Here is a 15,934-nt window from a genome sequence, read left to right on the forward strand (position 1 = left end):
ATGGCGAGCTCGACATTGTTCTGCACCACAGTTGAGCCATACAGCGCGAACTAACGTGGGATTAACCCTGTCCCTACAGTCCGGATTCACCAGCCTGTCTTACGCCCGTGTGACCGACAAAGGAGTTTGACCACGTGGCGCTTTTCCAGAGACTTCCCCAGACAAGCCAGGAAGAACGTCGTACCGTCCAGCGTTATACCGTCGATTGCCCTGCCCAGCTCAAGATGCTCGGCGGAAACCGCGACGGGCGCCTGTCGGACCTGTCGGAAGCCGGCGCCCGGTTCGAGACCGCCAATCCGCCGCAGGAAGGCGTGTCGGGTCTGATTGCCTGGGGCGATCACGAGTTCTTCGGCAAGATCGTCTGGACCAACGAAAACAGCTGCGGCCTCGTGTTCGAACGTCGCATCCCGCTATCGGTTGTCGAGGCGAGCTGCGAAGTCGTCGAGGTTCAGAGCGGTCCGGTCGCGAACTTCGGCAATATTCCTGTTGCCACGCGTGGCCGCCGCGCCTCGCTCGTTTCGCGCGACAGCTGACGGTTCAGCCTGCCGACACCTGTTTTGTCCCAAGGGCACAGCAGGAGATCGCATCATGAAACTTGCTCTTGCTGTCGGCATCGCGCTGGCGCCCCTGCCCGTCGCCGTTTTTGCCCAGGACCATCGCGACCACGCCGAGCATCGCGAGGAGGCGCCCGAGCGCTGTGTTGCCGCGACCGTGCTCGTTCCGCCGTTCAACAACACACCGGGCGCGCTCGAGCAGTCCCGCGTGGCTGCGACCACGGTCGAGAACATCCGCCACCGCCGCGGCGAAGCCGCCTATCGGGTGTGCATGACCAGCGCGATCGCTCCGGAATTCTCCGAGGTGGAGGGCATCGACGAGAAGCCGCTTACCGAAGAGGAAATGCGCACGCTCGATCCGGATACCGCGCAAGAAGACTGATCGCTCAGGCGCACAGCCCCTGCAGATACCAGTCGGGCGCCCCGCCACGTCCGTCCCCTACGATACCGAGCCGGTAGATCCAGTAACGTCGCCCGCGCTGGTCCTCGATCCGGTAATAGTCGCGCAGCCGCGCCGTCCCGCGTTCGCGCCACCATTCGGGCGCGATGCGTTCCGGCCCCTCGACACGCGTCACCTCGTGCACCTCGCCCCGCCAGCGGAAACGCTGCGGGTAGCCGTCGGGCGTGGCGTAGAGCACGGCGATCTTCTCGGCCCGGTCGAGCAGTTTCAGAGGCCGGTTGTGGAAAGCCAGCTGCCCCTGGCTGGGCGGTTCGGGTTCGAGCGGAGGCTGCCAGCGCTGGGCGCGTTCGGGGATATGGCTGGCGAAGGGTACGGGGCGTGTCACCGCTCCCTCGCCCAGCCGGACGGTGAGCCGGTCGACCAGCGCCGACAGCGCGATGCCGTGGTTCTCTGCCGCCGCCTCGATATCGCCCTGCTCCAGCGCGAGCGGCTCGGCCCAGCTGGCGCGCAGGCGCAGCATCTCGATCCCGAACCCTGCATCGATATCGTCGAGCTTGGCTGCGAGCAGCCGCACGATATGCGCCGCTTCGCGCGTGGCGGCGGCGAGTTCGAGGCGGCGCACCGCAACCTCGCCATCGACGCGCCATAGGCCCAGTTCGAGCCGGCGCGCGCCTTCGCCCCGCCTTTCCAGTTCGCGGGCCATGTCGTCGGCAAGGTCGCTCACCACCTGGTCGAGCAACTGGCGGTGGCGGATCGGTTCGAGCAGGCGGCGCTGGACCAGCGGCATCGCTTGCGGGACCACGGGCAACAGCGGCTCGGGCACGCGGCCGAGCAGCTGGTCGAGCCGGATCAGCGGGTTGGCGGCAGGCGACTTGCGGTTGCGAAAACGGCGCTGGATCGCGTCGCGGCCGATCGTGGTCAGTTCGCCCAGTCTCTTGAGGCCGAGGCGGCGCAGCACGGTGACGACGTCCTGGTCCAGCCGCAACGCCGCGACAGGCAATTCCCCGAGGCGCGCCTCCGCATCCTCCCCCGCACCGAGGATCGTGCCCGGTGCCGCGTAATGCGCCAGCGCCCAGGCCGCTCCGGCCGTGGGGGCGATGGCGCAGCGGGCGGCGATCTCGCGGCTGGCGAAGGCTGCCTCGACATCGGCGACCAGCTTCGCCTCTCCACCGAAGAGATGCGGCACGGCCGTGACGTCGATGAGCAGCCCGTCGGGCGCATCCATTGCCGACCACGGCCCCCAGCGCTGCGCCCAGACGGCGAGCTTTTCGAGGAAGGCGAGATCGCCCGCCGGATCGGAGGGGGCGGTCACGATTTCAGGACACAGCGTGCGCGCATCGGCGAGCATCATGCCCGCCCGTGCCCCGGCTCCGGCACCGGCCCGATTGACCGCCTCGATCCGGGGACCGTGCGCGGTGTCGGCGATCAGGACGAGCGGGGTCTCGTCGAACTCCCGCCGCTCCGCTGCGCCGAGCCGCCAGCGGTCCATCGCCATGGCGGGAAGCCAGATCGAAAGGATGCGGCGGGTCTGCGAAACTGGCAGGTTCGCCGCGAAGGCATTCACGCGCGGCGGGGCGTGCGCCGGTGTTGCAGCCCCGCTGTCCAGTTCGCCACCGCGCGATCCGCTTGCCTGCTCGCCTTGGAGGCAGAGAGGATTCCATCGCTCCCCTTGAGCACCCATTCGCCGGGCGCGTGGCTGCGCGCGCGAAACAGTTCGGCCTTCCATGCCGGATCGCCCGGCGCCTGCGCATTCCATTCGGGCGTGTCCGAAGGAGCCGAGGCGACTTCCCACCGCATCCGGGCGGAGGACAGGTCGCGGCCGGCATCGACGCGCAGCAGGAACAGTGGAACACCGTGCTTCTGCGCGGTAAGGGTTAGCCTCCGCGAGGCGGTGAAATCGAGCGCTTTCGGATTGCCCGAGACCTCGCCGATGACGAAAGCCAGTTCACGGCAGCGCAGCCCTTCTTCCAGCGCGAAGAGCGCGTCTTCCGCTTTTTCCGCCAGCACATGTATGAGCCGCGCCTGCAAATCCTTCGGCAGGCCGGCGCGATAGGGCCTGCCGCCCAGCCGCGCGGCATCGCGGGTCTGGACCCACAGCACGCTGCGCCGGTCCTCGGCCTCCTCGCCCTCCCCGCGAGGGGTGCAGCGCCAGTCGTCGAGCGCCAAGGCAAGCGCCGCCCCGGCCCCCGCCGCCTCGCGCGAGGAGGCGAAAATCTCGCTGTGCAGGGCCTTGCCCTGTTGGATTGCAAGCCCCGGACGCCAACGCGCGCTACGCCGCGCCGCAAGCGTGGCAACGTCTTCGAAGGCCGTGGTCGGCAGGGAGGAAAGGTCGGGCTGGGTCATGGAGAATCGACTCGTTTGTTCCCATTATGTTCCATTCGGGAAGGATTCGCAATTCATCCTTTCACAGCCCCGTTCCGGCGCGCACACCGGAACAGATCGCCCGTACAATTGGTTGAACAGGCAAACGTAAAATCGAAAAGGGCCCCATCCATGAAACACTCCGCAGGAAATCCCGAAGCGCTCAAGAAGAAGTTCTGGCTCGCGCTTTCGGATTCGCCATTCCTCTTCCTCGAACTCGACGGACAGTCGGACACTTCGGTCCCGATGACCGCCCAGCTCGACAAGGATGCCAACAGCTCGATCTGGTTCTTTACCCAGAAGAATTCGACTTTCGCCCAGCTTGGCAAGGTCACGGCGAGCTTCGCCGGCAAAGATCACGACATGTTCGCCCGCTTCGACGGCACGCTGTCGGTCGAGACCAGCAAGGAACGCTTCGACCAGTTCTGGAACAATTTCGTCGAAGCCTGGTACGATGGCGGCAAGGACAATCCCGACATCCTCTTCCTGCGCATGGATCTCGGCGATGCCGAGATCTGGAGCGGCGACCTCGGCCTGCTCAACACGGCCAAGATGGCGCTGGGCATGAATGTTCACGACGAGGCGGAAGAACGCCACGTCGACAAGATCGATATCTAAATCGATCCAATAATCATAAGACAGTCACGAAGGGCCGCTCCTCATCGGAGCGGCCCTTTTTACGTTCGACGGGTCAGGCGCCCAGCAGGCTGGGGAAGAGCCCGGTAACTAGGATGATCGCCACCGCGATCGGGCACAGCCATGCGATCAGGAAGCGCCACAGGCCGAAGGCCAGGGGCGAAAGACCGGTCGTGGTGCGCAGCAGGTTTGCGTCCGCCTTCCAGCCGATGAATAGCGAGGTCAGCAGCGCGCCGACCGGCAGCATTACTTTGCCGGTGAAGCCGTCGATCGTGTCGAGGATGTCGGTCTCCGCGAACAGGTCCCAGAAGCCCAGCAAGCGCACATCGGCGAGAAGGTTGTAGCCGAGCAGACAGAACACGCCGATCAGGAAGGCGCCAACGCCGAAGACGAGCGCCGATTTCGGACGACTCCAGCCAAGCTCGCCGATACCCCATGCAGTCGGCACTTCCAGCAGCGAGATCGAACTGGTGATGGCCGCGACAAGGATCAGCATGAAGAACAGGAAGCCGAACAGCGCGCCGGCCGGCATGGTCTGGAACGCGAAGGGCAGTGTCTGGAAAACCAGCGTCGGTCCAGCCGCCGGATCGAGGCCCACGGCGAACACGATCGGGAAGATCATCAGGCCAGCGAGCAGCGCCACGCTGGTATCGGCAACCGCGATCATGGCAGCGGTCCCGCCGAGATTGCTCTTTTCCTTGATGTAGGAGCCGTAGGTAATGAGACCCGCCACACCAAGCGATAGCGAGAACAGCGCCTGGCCGAGAGCCGAATTCATAACCTGCGGGGTCAGTTTCGACCAGTCGGGTGTAAACAGGAAGGCCGCCGCTTCGCCAATATCGCCCTCGATCGCACCGTAGATGACGAGGCCGACAAGCAGCACGAAGAACATCGGCATAAGATAGGTCGCCGCCTTCTCGATACCCGAGCTCACCCCACGCGCGACGATATAAAGCGTGAGACCCATGAAGAGAAGGTGCACAACGAGCAGCAGCGGCCAGCTGGCAAACATGTCGCCAAGGCGTTGCTGGATTTGCGCCTGGTCTTCACCTGCCAGCGCGCCGCGGAAGGGTTCGCCCGCACCGATGGCCTGCAGCAGATCCCAGCCCATGACGCCCGCATAATAGAGCACCCAGCCGGCTACGACCGAATAGAAGGAAACGATCAGGAAGGCGGCAACTGCGCCGATCCCGCCGAAGATCGACCATTTGGGCGATGCGTTCGAATCCTGCGCCACCTTGCGGATCGAACCGATCGCATCGGTCTGGCCCACGCGGCCGATAAAAATTTCCGAAAGAACCAGCGGCAGGCCGAGCAGGAACACACAGGCAATGTAGAAAATAACGAAGGCGCCGCCTCCGCTTTCACCTGCAAGTGTCGGAAAACGCCAGATATTTCCGAGGCCGACTGCGGCACCCACCGCAGCGAGAATAAATGCAGAGCGCGAGGACCAGCCCTCGCCCGTCGTTTTGCCGGCAGCGACCATTGTCGTGTAATTCCCTCTCGTCGAGCGATGCCTCCCGCACCGCAATGATGCGCGCTTAAAGCATGGAAACCTGCGGCTGTCCAAGCGTTGCTTTGCCTTCTCCCCCGCACTTGCTAGGGCGTGCGCCATGTCGACTACATTCCAGCTCGATACGAGCACCAGCCGCGCCAATCCCACCCCCCAGCCGATGAAGCGGCTGACCGTCCCCAAAATCCGCGCGCACAAGGCGGATGGCGAGACGAAGGACCCGCTGGTCATGCTGACCGCCTACACGGCGCGGCAGGCGCAACTGCTCGACGCACATTGCGACATGCTGCTGGTCGGGGATTCGCTGGGCCAGGTGATTTACGGCCTGCCCTCCACCATCCCCGTGACGCTGGAGATGATGTCGAACCACGCCGCTGCCGTAGTGCGCGGCAGCTATCACTCGGTGGTGATCGTCGACATGCCCTTCGGCTCCTACGAGGCGTCGAAGGAACAAGCCTTCGAAAACGCCGCGCGCCTGCTCAAGGAAAGCGGCGCGGCTGCCGTCAAGCTGGAAGGCGGGGAGCAGATGGCCGAAACGGTCGCCTTCCTGAATCAGCGCGGTATCCCGGTGATGGGCCATGTCGGCCTGACCCCGCAGGCGGTCAACGTGCTTGGCGGTTACATGGCGCGCGGACGCAGCGATGCGGAAGCGGAAAAGATCGTCGGCGATGCAAAGGCGCTGGACGAGGCCGGGGCCTTCGCAATCGTGCTCGAAGGGGTGCTCGAACCCATCGCCATCGAGGCGACCAAGGCCGTGTCCTGCCCCACCATCGGCATCGGCGCTTCGGCCCAGTGCGACGGGCAGGTGCTGGTCACCGAGGACATGCTCGGCATGTTCGAACGCGTGCCGCGCTTCGTAAAGAAATACGAGAATATCGCCGAGGTCATATCCAGCACCGTCGGCAAATATGCCGAGGAAGTGCGCAGCCGCAGCTTCCCGACTCGCGACCAGACTTACCAGCCGAAGAAAGGCTGAGGGACCCCACTTTCGATGGAAACTATCCGCAAATACTACACCTTTTCGCTACTGTTCACGGCGGTCTGCTTTGCGCTGGCTGTATGGTATGGATGGAGCAGCACGGGTTCGATAACCGCCACACTCGGCATCCTCTGGATTGTCGTCGTGTTGTCCATTCTCGAGGTCTCGCTCAGCTTCGACAACGCCGTGGTAAACGCCACCGTCCTGCGCGACATGGACCCGGTCTGGCAGCAGCGCTTCCTGACCATCGGCATCCTTATCGCCGTGTTCGGCATGCGGATCGTCTTTCCGATCGCCATCGTTTCACTGGCCGCTGGCGTCGGTCCGGGAGAAGCCGTGTCTCTTTCGCTGAATGATCCGCAGCGTTACGAACAGATCGTATCCGATGCGCATGTCTCCATCGCCGGCTTCGGCGGGGCCTTCTTGGCCATGGTCGGCCTCACCTTCTTTTTCGAAGAAGACAAGGATGTGCACTGGATCGCCGTGCTGGAGCGCACCATCAACAAGTTTTCTAACGTGCCGGCGGTCGAAATCGGCCTGGTTCTCTCGCTGGTCTATGGCGTTTCGACACTGCTTTCACCGGACGACGCGATCACGTTCCTGACGGCCGCCATTCTGGGACTTGTCACTTTCATCGCGGTGCACGCCATTGCCGCGATCATCGAAGCGCAGGAGGCCCGCAAGAAGGCCGCAGGCGAGATCGTGAAGTCCGGTCTCGGCGGTTTTCTCTACCTCGAGGTCCTGGATGCCAGCTTCAGCTTCGACGGAGTCATTGGTGCCTTCGCGCTGTCGAACAACATGATAATTATCGCGCTGGGCTTGTCCGTGGGTGCGATGTTCGTGCGTTCGATGACGATCCACCTCGTCCGGACCGGGACGCTGGCTCAATATCGCTATCTCGAACACGGCGCGTTCTGGGCGATCATCGTGCTCGGCATCATCATGCTGCTGTCGGCGCGCTGGCATATTCCGGAGACTGTCACCGGGCTTCTAGGCGCTGTCCTGATCGGCCTCAGCTTCTGGTGGTCGGTGCGGCACAACCGTCGCCATCCCGAGGATGCGACGCTGTCGACAGCCGACTAGCCAGCGGCGCGGCCAGCACCAGCTGGAAGAAGTGATAGAGCAAGAGCGGCAGGACGATGAAACCCGCCTCCTCGCGCGCGAAAAGGATGGTGGCGAGCGGTACGCCCACCGCGGCGCTCTTCTGTGCGCCGGCAAACAGGAAGGCGATGCGGTCGCGGCGCGGCAGGGCTAGCGCGCCCGAAGCCAGCCATGCGCCCGTATTGCCGATGCCGAGGAACAGGCCGATGCCGAGCGCCAGCGTCATCCAGGCGGCAGGATCGAGCCGGCCCCAGATGCCCTGCTCCACCGCACCCGAAAAGGCGACATAGACCGCCAGTGCGATGACCAGCCGGTCGAGCCAGACGACACGCGCCTTGTGCCTGGCTACCCAGGCGCTGGTCCAGCCCTGCACCGCCTGTCCGATGATGAATGGGAGGAGCAGGATCAGCGCGATCCGTTCGATCGTTTCCATGCCGACCGCGCCCTCGCCCGTCCCGCCGAGCAGGAGGAAGATCGGCACCGATACGAACACGCCGAGGATGTTGAGGAGCGCCGCCGAGATGACCGAGAGCCCCACATTCCCGTTGGCCAGCGTGGTGTAGGACGTTGCCGATTGCACGGTCGAAGGCAGCACCCCGAGGTAGAGGAGCCCGACGGCTACCAGCGGCGGCAGGCCGATTGCCAGCAGCTTGCTCAGCCCCAGACCCGCCAGCGCCATGGCGCCGAACACCCACAGCACCAAGGGCAGGATGAACCGCCAGTTGAGCAGGCCGCGCCCGATCTCCCCGCGCGAAACCCGCATGCCGTTGAGCAGGAACAGCGCGAAGATGCCGACGTTGGCGACCGTCTGCGCGACATCCGCCTGCGCCGAAGGTATGGGCAGGAACGCGGCCAGCACCACCGCGCCGACCAGCAGGCGCAGCATCGGGTCGGCGATGATCGTGCGTAGCGCCATGCATCGCCCCTAGCGCCCGGCGCGCCGCTTGTCGCGTGCTAGCTTGCCTGCAGATCGTACTGCTTGAGCAGGTCGTAGAGCGTCGGGCGGCTGATCCCGAGCAGCTTGGCCGCCATCGAGATATTGCCCTGGCTGCGCGCCAGCGCCTTGCGGATCATCTTGCGATCCGCCGCCTCGCGCGCCTGCTTGAGGTTGAGCGCGAGTTCGTCTTCCTCCGCCCCGTCTTCGAGATCGAGATCCTCGGCGTTAACCAGCTTGGCATCGGCCATGATGACGGCGCGCTTCACCCGGTTTTCCAGTTCGCGCACATTGCCCGGCCAGGCCCAGCCGTCGATCGCGGCCAGCGCGTCGGGCGCAAAGCCCTTCACCTGCGGGTTCATATCGGCCGAAAAGCGTGCGAGGAAATGCTTGGCGAGCAGGACGGCATCACCGGGGCGGTCCGCGAGCGTCGGGATCTTCACGACCACTTCGGCAAGGCGATAGAACAGGTCCTCGCGGAAGGTGCCCTCGCCGATCATGCTCTGGAGGTCCTGGTGCGTCGCGCAGACGATGCGGGTGTCGACGGCGATGGGCTTGCGCCCGCCGATACGCTCGATCACGCGTTCCTGCAGGAAGCGCAGCAGCTTCACCTGCAGGGGCAGCGGGATGTCGCCAACCTCGTCGAGGAAAAGCGTGCCGCCCGCGGCCATCTCGATCTTGCCCTCGGTCGTCTTCACTGCCCCGGTGAACGCGCCCTTCTCATGGCCGAAAAGCTCGCTTTCAAGAAGGTTCTCGGGGATTGCGGCGCAGTTAATCGCAACGAAAGCGCCGCTCCGCCGGTCGCTCGCCTCGTGAAGTCCCTTGGCGAGCAATTCCTTGCCGGTACCGCTGGCCCCCAACAGCATGACCGAGACGTTGGTCGGCGCGACGCGTTCGATGGTGCGCGCCACCTTGGCCATCTCGGGCGCGGCGGTGATCATCGTGCCGAGCACGGTTTTCTCGTCGCCCACCTTCTCGGACAGGCGGCGGTTCTCGCCCTCGATCTGGCTGAGCTTGAAGGCGCGGCCGACTATCAGGCCCAGTTCCTCGATATCGACCGGTTTCTGGTAGAAATCGTAGGCCCCGCGCTCGATCGCCTGCAACGCGCTCTCGCGCGCGCCATGGCCCGAGGCGACGACCACCTTGGTATCGGGCTTCATCTCCATGATCGCATCGAGCACGGCGAACCCCTCGGTGGTGCCGTCGGGATCGGGCGGCAGGCCGAGGTCGAGCGTGACCACGACCGGCTCCTCGCTGCGCATCGCGGCGAGCGCGGCGTCGCGGTTGCCGGCGATCACCACGTCGTAATCGTCATAGGCCCATTTCAGCTGCGCCTGCAGCCCCTCGTCATCCTCGACGATCAGGAGCTTGGGTTTACTAGTCGCCATCAGGCCAACTCCGTTTTCGCATCGGGCCGGGAGCCCGTTATAATTCTCCGCGCCGCTTCGAGTGGCAGGCTGATGGTAAAGCGCGTCCCCAAACCCTCGCGCGATTCCACGTCGAGCCGTCCACCCATCGAACGGACGAGTTCGCGCGCTTCGTAGGCCCCGATACCGAAGCCGCCCTCCTTGGAGGAGACGAAGGGCTTGAACAGGCCGTTGCGCAGGAAGGCGGGGCCCATGCCCTTGCCGCTGTCGAGCACCTGCACCACGCCGCACACGCCGTCGCTATAGGCTTCCAGCATGACCGCGTTGCCTTCGGAGCTCGCATCGATGGCGTTCTGGACGATATGCACCAGCGCCTGCTCGAAGGCATCGGGCTGGCCGTTGACCACGAGCGGCTCGCTGCGGACCAGAGTGACCGTGTGACTGCGCGCAAACCGGTCGACCGATCCGCGCACGATGCTGGCCATGTCGAAAGCCCGCAAGTCCTCCTGCGCGCCCGTGCCATAGCGCCCCAAGCGCGCGAGCATGGTGTTGAGCTTGTCGGCGCTGTTGCGCAGCGTGACCAGCATGTCCTTGCGAAATTCGGGCTTGTCGGCGTGCTTTTCCGCGTTGCGCAGCAGCAGCGACATCTGGCTCGACAGGTTCTTGATGTCGTGCATCACGAAGGCCATCCGGCGGTTGAATTCGTCAAACCGCGCAGCCTCGGACAGCGCTTCCTGCCCGGCCTGTTCGCTGAGGTAGCTCGCCAGCTGCTGTCCGACGATGCCGAGAAGGTCGAAATCCTCCCAGTCGAGACGCCGTTCGACCAGCGGCCGCGCCAGCACGATGATCCCGACGAGCCGGTCGTAATGGAGCAGCGGCACCGCAGCCCAGGCGCGCGGTTCGTCGAGCAGCCATTCGGGCACATGCTGCAACTCGCCCTGGTGCTCGATCCCGGCGCGCGCCTCGTCGAATGCGAGGATCAGCCCCTCGCGCTCGAAGATGGTTACCAGTTCGCAAGGGACGGGATTGGCCGGAACCGCCAGCTGGGGCCAGCGCCAGTGGCCGCCAAACACCAGCCTGCCCTCCTCGCCCGCAAGCAGCAGCGCGCCCGACGGGCTGTCGGTGATGTCGGCCATCGCCTTCACCACGCGTTCCTGCAGGCTGGCCTCGTCCAGCCCGGACCGGCCGATGGTATGGGTGAAGCGGATCCACTCGTTGCGATAGTCGTAGCGGTGCTTAAACAGGTGCTTGATCGCCGTCACCCGCAGCCAGCCGCGTAAATGGTCCGACGGAAGCCAGATCAACGCCAGCGCCCCCGCCGCGATCACGAGGCCAACTTGTGTGAGCCGCGCGGCGTTGCCGGTGAAGATGTCGAGCCAGTTGGCCAGCGTCAGCATCCCTGCGAGATAGCCGCCGATCACAAGCAGGGAGAGGAAGCGGAAGGTGACGGCCCGCGAGGGGCTGAAGGTTAGTCCGGCCGCTGCGCGGTTGAACCCGATGGCGAAGGGAATGGCGACGATCGCCGCGGCCAACCCGCGCGAGGCGACCAGCGCATCGGCGTAGCTACCGGCGAGATAGGCGATGGTGTAGAAATTGAGCGTGAAGGCCCACATTCCGGCCATGGCCGCTGCACCCCAGCGCAGGATGCGGCGCGACGAGGGCGCGGCCCCGACGTAGAGATTGTGCAAGAGGACGAGCGCACAGATCGCCACCAGCATGCGGAAGATCGCGGAGGTTTGCAGCGCGAGCGCGGCGATCTCGCTCGATCCCGGGTTGCCCTGCACGATGGCCAGCAACGCGAATTGCAGCAGTTCGACGAAACCGAGCGCCAGCGCCGCCGGACGGACGAGCCGCACGCTCTCGTCGCGGCCGTCGTTGGCGAAGAGGCGGAACAGCACGAAGATCCACGCCAGATTGCTGGCGATCTCGGTCATGCCGACAATCGGCTGGTTCGAATGAAAACTGGCCGCCGCGACGCACCAGTTCGCGGTCAGCGCAAGAGCGACGACACCGGCCCAGAGGTCCAAACGGTCCTTGGCCCCGTTGCGGACGATCCACAGCGCGGCAAGGCCGCTTGCGACAGCCCCGATCGAATAGAAAATGTAGGAGAGCGAACCGGCCCACTCCATCAGCCGCGTCCCGCCCCGCCGTGTCCCGGAATTGCGCCTGTCACCACTCACCCGCCAGTTCGAATATCTGCGACGGGTACTAGGATAAAAAGGTGAACTGTCGGTAAATTTTACAGCATATCAACCAAAAAGGGGCGACGCTCCTCCTGCAGAGGAATCGTCGCCCCGTGTGGCGCATCGATTATGGGGCCGATCAGTTCGCGACCGCGTCCTCCACGGCCTCGCCGGCGTTCTGAGCCGCATCGCCCACTTGTCCGGCCGCTTCGCCCACATCGCCGGCGGCACCGGCCACGGCGTTGTCCTTGGCGACTTCGGCGCCGCTCATCTGCGAGAAGATCACGAAGACCCCGATGGCGAGCACCGCGAGGAGTATCAGGATACCCCACGAGGTTCCGCCGCTGCGGCGGTCGGTGTCGGAGACGACGGTATGCGTGGTGTGCGTGTTGCCCGCACTGTCGGTCGTCTCGGTAATGCGTTCTTCGGTCATGCCCAATTCCTTTGCTGGACCCTGGAATGTGGCGAAAACGCGGCGGCGAGGAATCCGGTTCCGGATAAAGAGGGTTAACGCAGCAATTTAGCGTTCGTTGAACTCGAAGGGCGTGGCCCCGCGACGCATGCGATCGAAATGCAGCTTGCGCCCGCGCGGGGGGAGAGAGCGCTGCGAACAATCCTCCCGGTAACAACGCGCGCAGCCCGGTCCAATGCGCTGAGCGTCTGTCGGCCTCAGGGATATGCCGCGTGCCTGCGCCAGATCGGTCGCCAGCACGGCTTCGATTCCGACCGCGACCACGAAACGCGCCTCGCCCGGAGCGCCGGTCCCTTCCACGCTGCGCATCATGGTGAGCCAACCGCCTTGCGCCTCCCCTGCATCGTCGAGGCTGACATATTGCACCATCAGTTCGCCGCCGCGTTCGAAAGCGCGATGCGCGTCCCACAGCGGGCAGGATACGTCCTCCCCGGCAAAGCGCGCCGTGCTCGCCCCCATGAAGCTCTTGGAGAACTGCCCCGCCCGGTCCAGCCGGACCATGAAGAATGGCAGGCCGCGCTGCCCGACGCGCTGCAGCGTGGTGAGCCGGTGTGCGAGCTGCTCGAAGCTGACCGAGAAGCGCCGCTCGAGCACGGGCAGGTCGTAGCCGGTCGCATCGCAGGCGCGCAGGAAGCGGCCGTAAGGCATCAGCAGCGCGGCGGCGAAATACCCGTCGAGGTGGCGCTTGAACAGCGCGCGGGCGGCCTCGTCCTCGAATTGCGCGCCTTGCGCCACGGCGAGGATTTCCTCGCGCTTTTCGAGCTGGGCGATCTTGAGAGCGAGCTGGAAATTGCGCGACGCCGGACCGAGCATTTCGGACAGCTGCACCTGGCGGGCGTGGAGATCGAGCCGGCTGAGGCTGTCGGGGAGCACCTCGCGCGGCAGGATGCGGACCGACAGCTGGTGGCGCTCGCGTAGCCTTTCGGTGAGGGCAAGGCCGATGTCCCCGCGCGAAAGGCGCATCTCGTCGGCTAGTTCCTCGGCAGCATGGTCGAGATCGGCGAAATGGTTTCGCCAGCGCTCGATCTCGCGCCGGGACGCGTCGAGCGGATCGTAGCTCGCGCCCTTGGCCGGTCCGGCGTTGTCGTAGAGCCGGACGAAGGCCGCGGCGGCCTGCGGGGCGGTGGCGAGGAATTCGTCCAGTTCCTCGCGGTCGATCGCGAGGTCCGCAAAGCGTTCGTCGGCCAGCCGGCGGGCCAGACCGTCGAGGCCGCCGATCGCCTCGTCCTCGCGGATACTGCGTGGATCGAAATCGAATTGCTCCACCAGCGCCATGATAACGCGCGCGCTGACCGGGCGCTGGTTGCGTTCGATCAGATTGAGGTAGCTGGGCGAAATCGAGAGGCGAGCGGCCATGGCCGCCTGGGTCAGGTTCTCGCGCTTTCTGAGGCGGCGGATGGCCGGGCCTGCGCGGACGGATGCTTCCGCCATCTGTAAATTCCTTTACAACGTTACAAGGTGAATATGCCAGAAGCCCTGCTCTAGACAAGAAATTCTGTAAATTTTCCTGTCGAAATCACTCGTCCCTGAGCATTGTCGTCCTCAACAGCCCCCGCTGCCTTCATGGGCCGACCGGACAGGAGAACAGTGATGACGTACCAGAGCCAGATCGCCAACATGGGTGAGTCCATCGCCGAAAACGGCGCGCCCTGGGGTGCAATCGACGCCGCCAGCGCGGCCCGCATGGCCGTGCAGAACCGTTTCCCCACCGGCCTCGACATCGCGCGCTACACCGCGAAGATCATGCGCGAGGACATGGAAGCCTACGACAAGGACCCGGCGAACTACACCCAGTCGCTCGGCTGCTGGCACGGGTTCATCGCGCAGCAGAAGATGATCTCGATCAAGAAGCATTTCGGCAGCACCAAGCGCCGTTACCTCTACCTCTCGGGCTGGATGGTCGCCGCGCTCCGGAGCGAATTCGGCCCCCTGCCCGACCAGTCGATGCACGAGAAGACCAGCGTGCCCGCGCTGATCGAGGAACTCTACACCTTCCTCAAGCAGGCCGACGCCCGCGAGTTGGGCGGCATGTTCCGCGAGCTCGATGAGGCCAAGGCCAATGGCGACAGCGTCAACACGCATCGCCTGCTGAAGGAAATCGACGAGCACCAGACGCATGTCGTGCCGATCATCGCCGATATCGATGCCGGCTTCGGCAATGCCGAGGCGACCTACCTGCTCGCCAAGAAGATGATCGAAGCCGGTGCCTGCGCTCTCCAGATCGAGAACCAGGTTTCGGACGAGAAGCAGTGCGGCCACCAGGACGGCAAGGTTACCGTTCCGCACGAGGACTTCCTCCAGAAGATCCGCGCGATCCGCTACGCCTTCCTTGAACTGGGCGTTCCCGATGGCATCATCGTTGCCCGCACCGACAGCCTCGGCGCTGGCCTGACCAAGCAGATCGCCTACTCGAAGGAGCCGGGCGACCTCGGTGACCAGTACAACAGCTTCCTCGATTGCGACGAAGTCGATCCGGCCGACATCACCAATGGCCAGGTCTTCATCAGCCGCGACGGCAAGCTTCTGGCGCCCAAGCGCCTGCCCAGCAATCTCTTCCAGTTCCGGGCCGGAACCGGTGAAGACCGCTGCGTTCTCGACTGCATCACCGCGCTCCAGAACGGCGCCGACCTGCTGTGGATCGAGACCGAGAAGCCGCATGTCAAACAGATCGCCGGCATGGTCGATCGTGTCCGCGAGGTGATCCCGAACGCAAAGCTGGTCTATAACAATTCGCCCAGCTTCAACTGGACGCTCAACTTCCGCCAGCAGATTTTCGACAAGTGGGAAGCCGAAGGCAAGGACGTGAGCGGTTACGATCGCGCCAAGCTGATGAGCATCGACTACGACGGCACCGAGCTTGCCGCCGAAGCCGACGAGAAGATCCGCACCTTCCAGGCCGATGCCGCGAAGCGTGCCGGTATCTTCCACCACCTCATCACGCTGCCCACCTATCACACGGCCGCGCTGAGCACCGACAATCTCGCCAAGGAATACTTCGGCGAACAGGCGATGCTCGGTTACGTCAAGAACGTGCAGCGCGAGGAAATCCGCCAGGGTATCGCCTGCGTGAAGCACCAGAACATGGCCGGTTCGGACATCGGCGATGATCACAAGGAATACTTTGCCGGTGAAGCGGCCCTCAAAGCCGGCGGCAAGGACAACACCATGAACCAGTTCGCTGCGGCATAACGGAGAGGAAGGATGACTACGATGACCGAAGACACCCCCAAGACCGAACCGGGCCGCGCTCGCGCCCTGTTCTCGACTGCCGATTTCCGCCTGCTGCGTACCGCTTTGACGAGCTACGCACGCCAGACGGAGGATCGCGAGGAGCTGGCGAAGATCAACGCCCTGCACCACCGCCTCGGGACCTACGTCCCTTCGGACGGCTAACACCTTTTTCACAGTTCTCCTGGGGAGGAGAAACGGCTGCC

15 protein-coding genes are annotated in these 15,934 nt (G+C 64.6%); 7 read left to right on the forward strand and 8 right to left on the reverse strand.

The window, feature by feature from the left end:
• Positions 1-134: 134 nt before the first annotated feature.
• Positions 135-533 (forward strand): PilZ domain-containing protein, encoded by a 399-nt coding sequence (locus tag ED21_RS03380; RefSeq protein ID WP_006832425.1) that lies wholly within the window; start codon positions 135-137, stop codon positions 531-533.
• 55 nt (positions 534-588) lie between these two features.
• On the forward strand, positions 589-936 hold the full coding sequence (locus tag ED21_RS03385) for a hypothetical protein (protein ID WP_006832426.1): 348 nt from the start codon (positions 589-591) through the stop codon (positions 934-936).
• 4 nt (positions 937-940) lie between these two features.
• Here the strand turns inward: ED21_RS03385 and ED21_RS03390 are convergent, their stop codons facing one another.
• Together ED21_RS03390 and ED21_RS15315 are read right to left on the reverse strand one after the other, a co-directional pair.
• Positions 941-2,449 carry a DUF6504 family protein gene (locus ED21_RS03390; RefSeq protein ID WP_156787272.1) on the reverse strand — a complete coding sequence of 503 codons (1,509 nt, stop codon included), beginning with the start codon at positions 2,447-2,449 and terminating at the stop codon, positions 941-943.
• A gap of 65 nt (positions 2,450-2,514) precedes the next feature.
• A complete protein-coding gene (locus tag ED21_RS15315) occupies positions 2,515-3,297 on the reverse strand; it encodes a hypothetical protein (RefSeq protein ID WP_006832428.1) in 783 nt (260 codons plus the stop codon).
• A 150-nt stretch (positions 3,298-3,447) separates the two neighbouring features.
• On the opposite strand from ED21_RS15315, the gene ED21_RS03400 reads away from it, so the two are divergent.
• Positions 3,448-3,933, forward strand: coding sequence for a pyridoxamine 5'-phosphate oxidase family protein (locus tag ED21_RS03400; protein ID WP_006832429.1), 486 nt, complete (start codon positions 3,448-3,450; stop codon positions 3,931-3,933).
• Between the two features lie 73 nt (positions 3,934-4,006).
• Here the strand turns inward: ED21_RS03400 and ED21_RS03405 are convergent, their stop codons facing one another.
• Positions 4,007-5,437 (reverse strand): sodium-dependent transporter, encoded by a 1,431-nt coding sequence (locus ED21_RS03405; protein ID WP_006832430.1) that lies wholly within the window; start codon positions 5,435-5,437, stop codon positions 4,007-4,009.
• A 127-nt stretch (positions 5,438-5,564) separates the two neighbouring features.
• On the opposite strand from ED21_RS03405, the gene panB reads away from it, so the two are divergent.
• Positions 5,565-6,440, forward strand: a complete 876-nt coding sequence (gene panB, locus ED21_RS03410) for a 3-methyl-2-oxobutanoate hydroxymethyltransferase (protein ID WP_006832431.1) — start codon at positions 5,565-5,567, stop codon at positions 6,438-6,440.
• A gap of 15 nt (positions 6,441-6,455) precedes the next feature.
• The gene (locus tag ED21_RS03415; protein WP_006832432.1) at positions 6,456-7,526 is read left to right on the forward strand and encodes a DUF475 domain-containing protein; all 1,071 of its coding nucleotides are present in this window, start codon (positions 6,456-6,458) and stop codon (positions 7,524-7,526) included.
• Here ED21_RS03415 and ED21_RS03420 read toward each other — a convergent pair.
• The 5 genes from ED21_RS03420 to ED21_RS03440 form a co-directional block, all read right to left on the reverse strand.
• A complete protein-coding gene (locus tag ED21_RS03420) occupies positions 7,456-8,460 on the reverse strand; it encodes a bile acid:sodium symporter family protein (RefSeq protein WP_006832433.1) in 1,005 nt (334 codons plus the stop codon). The genes ED21_RS03415 and ED21_RS03420 overlap by 71 nt on opposite strands.
• A 38-nt stretch (positions 8,461-8,498) precedes the next feature.
• Positions 8,499-9,866, reverse strand: coding sequence for a PEP-CTERM-box response regulator transcription factor (gene prsR, locus ED21_RS03425; protein WP_006832434.1), 1,368 nt, complete (start codon positions 9,864-9,866; stop codon positions 8,499-8,501).
• Positions 9,866-11,974, reverse strand: coding sequence for an XrtA/PEP-CTERM system histidine kinase PrsK (gene prsK, locus ED21_RS03430; protein ID WP_006832435.1), 2,109 nt, complete (start codon positions 11,972-11,974; stop codon positions 9,866-9,868). The genes prsR and prsK overlap by 1 nt, the downstream gene beginning before the upstream one ends.
• A 193-nt stretch (positions 11,975-12,167) precedes the next feature.
• Positions 12,168-12,461 carry a hypothetical protein gene (locus tag ED21_RS03435; protein WP_006832436.1) on the reverse strand — a complete coding sequence of 98 codons (294 nt, stop codon included), beginning with the start codon at positions 12,459-12,461 and terminating at the stop codon, positions 12,168-12,170.
• An 87-nt stretch (positions 12,462-12,548) separates the two neighbouring features.
• Positions 12,549-13,931, reverse strand: coding sequence for a short-chain fatty acyl-CoA regulator family protein (locus ED21_RS03440; protein ID WP_006832437.1), 1,383 nt, complete (start codon positions 13,929-13,931; stop codon positions 12,549-12,551).
• Positions 13,932-14,090: 159 nt separating this feature from the next.
• Here ED21_RS03440 and ED21_RS03445 point away from each other — a divergent pair, with 159 nt between their 5' ends.
• Entirely contained in the window at positions 14,091-15,689 is a 1,599-nt protein-coding gene (locus ED21_RS03445; RefSeq protein WP_006832438.1) for an isocitrate lyase, read from the forward strand.
• 21 nt (positions 15,690-15,710) lie between these two features.
• The gene (locus ED21_RS03450) at positions 15,711-15,893 is read left to right on the forward strand and encodes a hypothetical protein (protein WP_006832439.1); all 183 of its coding nucleotides are present in this window, start codon (positions 15,711-15,713) and stop codon (positions 15,891-15,893) included.
• Positions 15,894-15,934: the final 41 nt, after the last annotated feature.

The organism is Erythrobacter sp. SD-21, from assembly GCF_000181515.1.
Classification (GTDB): Bacteria; Pseudomonadota; Alphaproteobacteria; order Sphingomonadales; family Sphingomonadaceae; genus Qipengyuania.

Excerpts from the sequence above, each read along its gene's own strand:
- ED21_RS03385 (WP_006832426.1), top strand. The coding sequence starts at position 589 with ATGAAACTTGCTCTTGCTGTCGGCATCGCGCTGGCGCCCCTGCCCGTC.
- ED21_RS03390 (WP_156787272.1), bottom strand. The coding sequence starts at position 2,449 with ATGGCGATGGACCGCTGGCGGCTCGGCGCAGCGGAGCGGCGGGAGTTC.
- ED21_RS15315 (WP_006832428.1), bottom strand. The coding sequence starts at position 3,297 with ATGACCCAGCCCGACCTTTCCTCCCTGCCGACCACGGCCTTCGAAGAC.
- ED21_RS03400 (WP_006832429.1), top strand. The coding sequence starts at position 3,448 with ATGAAACACTCCGCAGGAAATCCCGAAGCGCTCAAGAAGAAGTTCTGG.
- ED21_RS03405 (WP_006832430.1), bottom strand. The coding sequence starts at position 5,437 with ATGGTCGCTGCCGGCAAAACGACGGGCGAGGGCTGGTCCTCGCGCTCT.
- panB (WP_006832431.1), top strand. The coding sequence starts at position 5,565 with ATGTCGACTACATTCCAGCTCGATACGAGCACCAGCCGCGCCAATCCC.
- ED21_RS03415 (WP_006832432.1), top strand. The coding sequence starts at position 6,456 with ATGGAAACTATCCGCAAATACTACACCTTTTCGCTACTGTTCACGGCG.
- ED21_RS03420 (WP_006832433.1), bottom strand. The coding sequence starts at position 8,460 with ATGGCGCTACGCACGATCATCGCCGACCCGATGCTGCGCCTGCTGGTC.
- prsR (WP_006832434.1), bottom strand. The coding sequence starts at position 9,866 with ATGGCGACTAGTAAACCCAAGCTCCTGATCGTCGAGGATGACGAGGGG.
- prsK (WP_006832435.1), bottom strand. The coding sequence starts at position 11,974 with ATGGAGTGGGCCGGTTCGCTCTCCTACATTTTCTATTCGATCGGGGCT.
- ED21_RS03435 (WP_006832436.1), bottom strand. The coding sequence starts at position 12,461 with ATGACCGAAGAACGCATTACCGAGACGACCGACAGTGCGGGCAACACG.
- ED21_RS03440 (WP_006832437.1), bottom strand. The coding sequence starts at position 13,931 with ATGGCGGAAGCATCCGTCCGCGCAGGCCCGGCCATCCGCCGCCTCAGA.
- ED21_RS03445 (WP_006832438.1), top strand. The coding sequence starts at position 14,091 with ATGACGTACCAGAGCCAGATCGCCAACATGGGTGAGTCCATCGCCGAA.
- ED21_RS03450 (WP_006832439.1), top strand. The coding sequence starts at position 15,711 with ATGACCGAAGACACCCCCAAGACCGAACCGGGCCGCGCTCGCGCCCTG.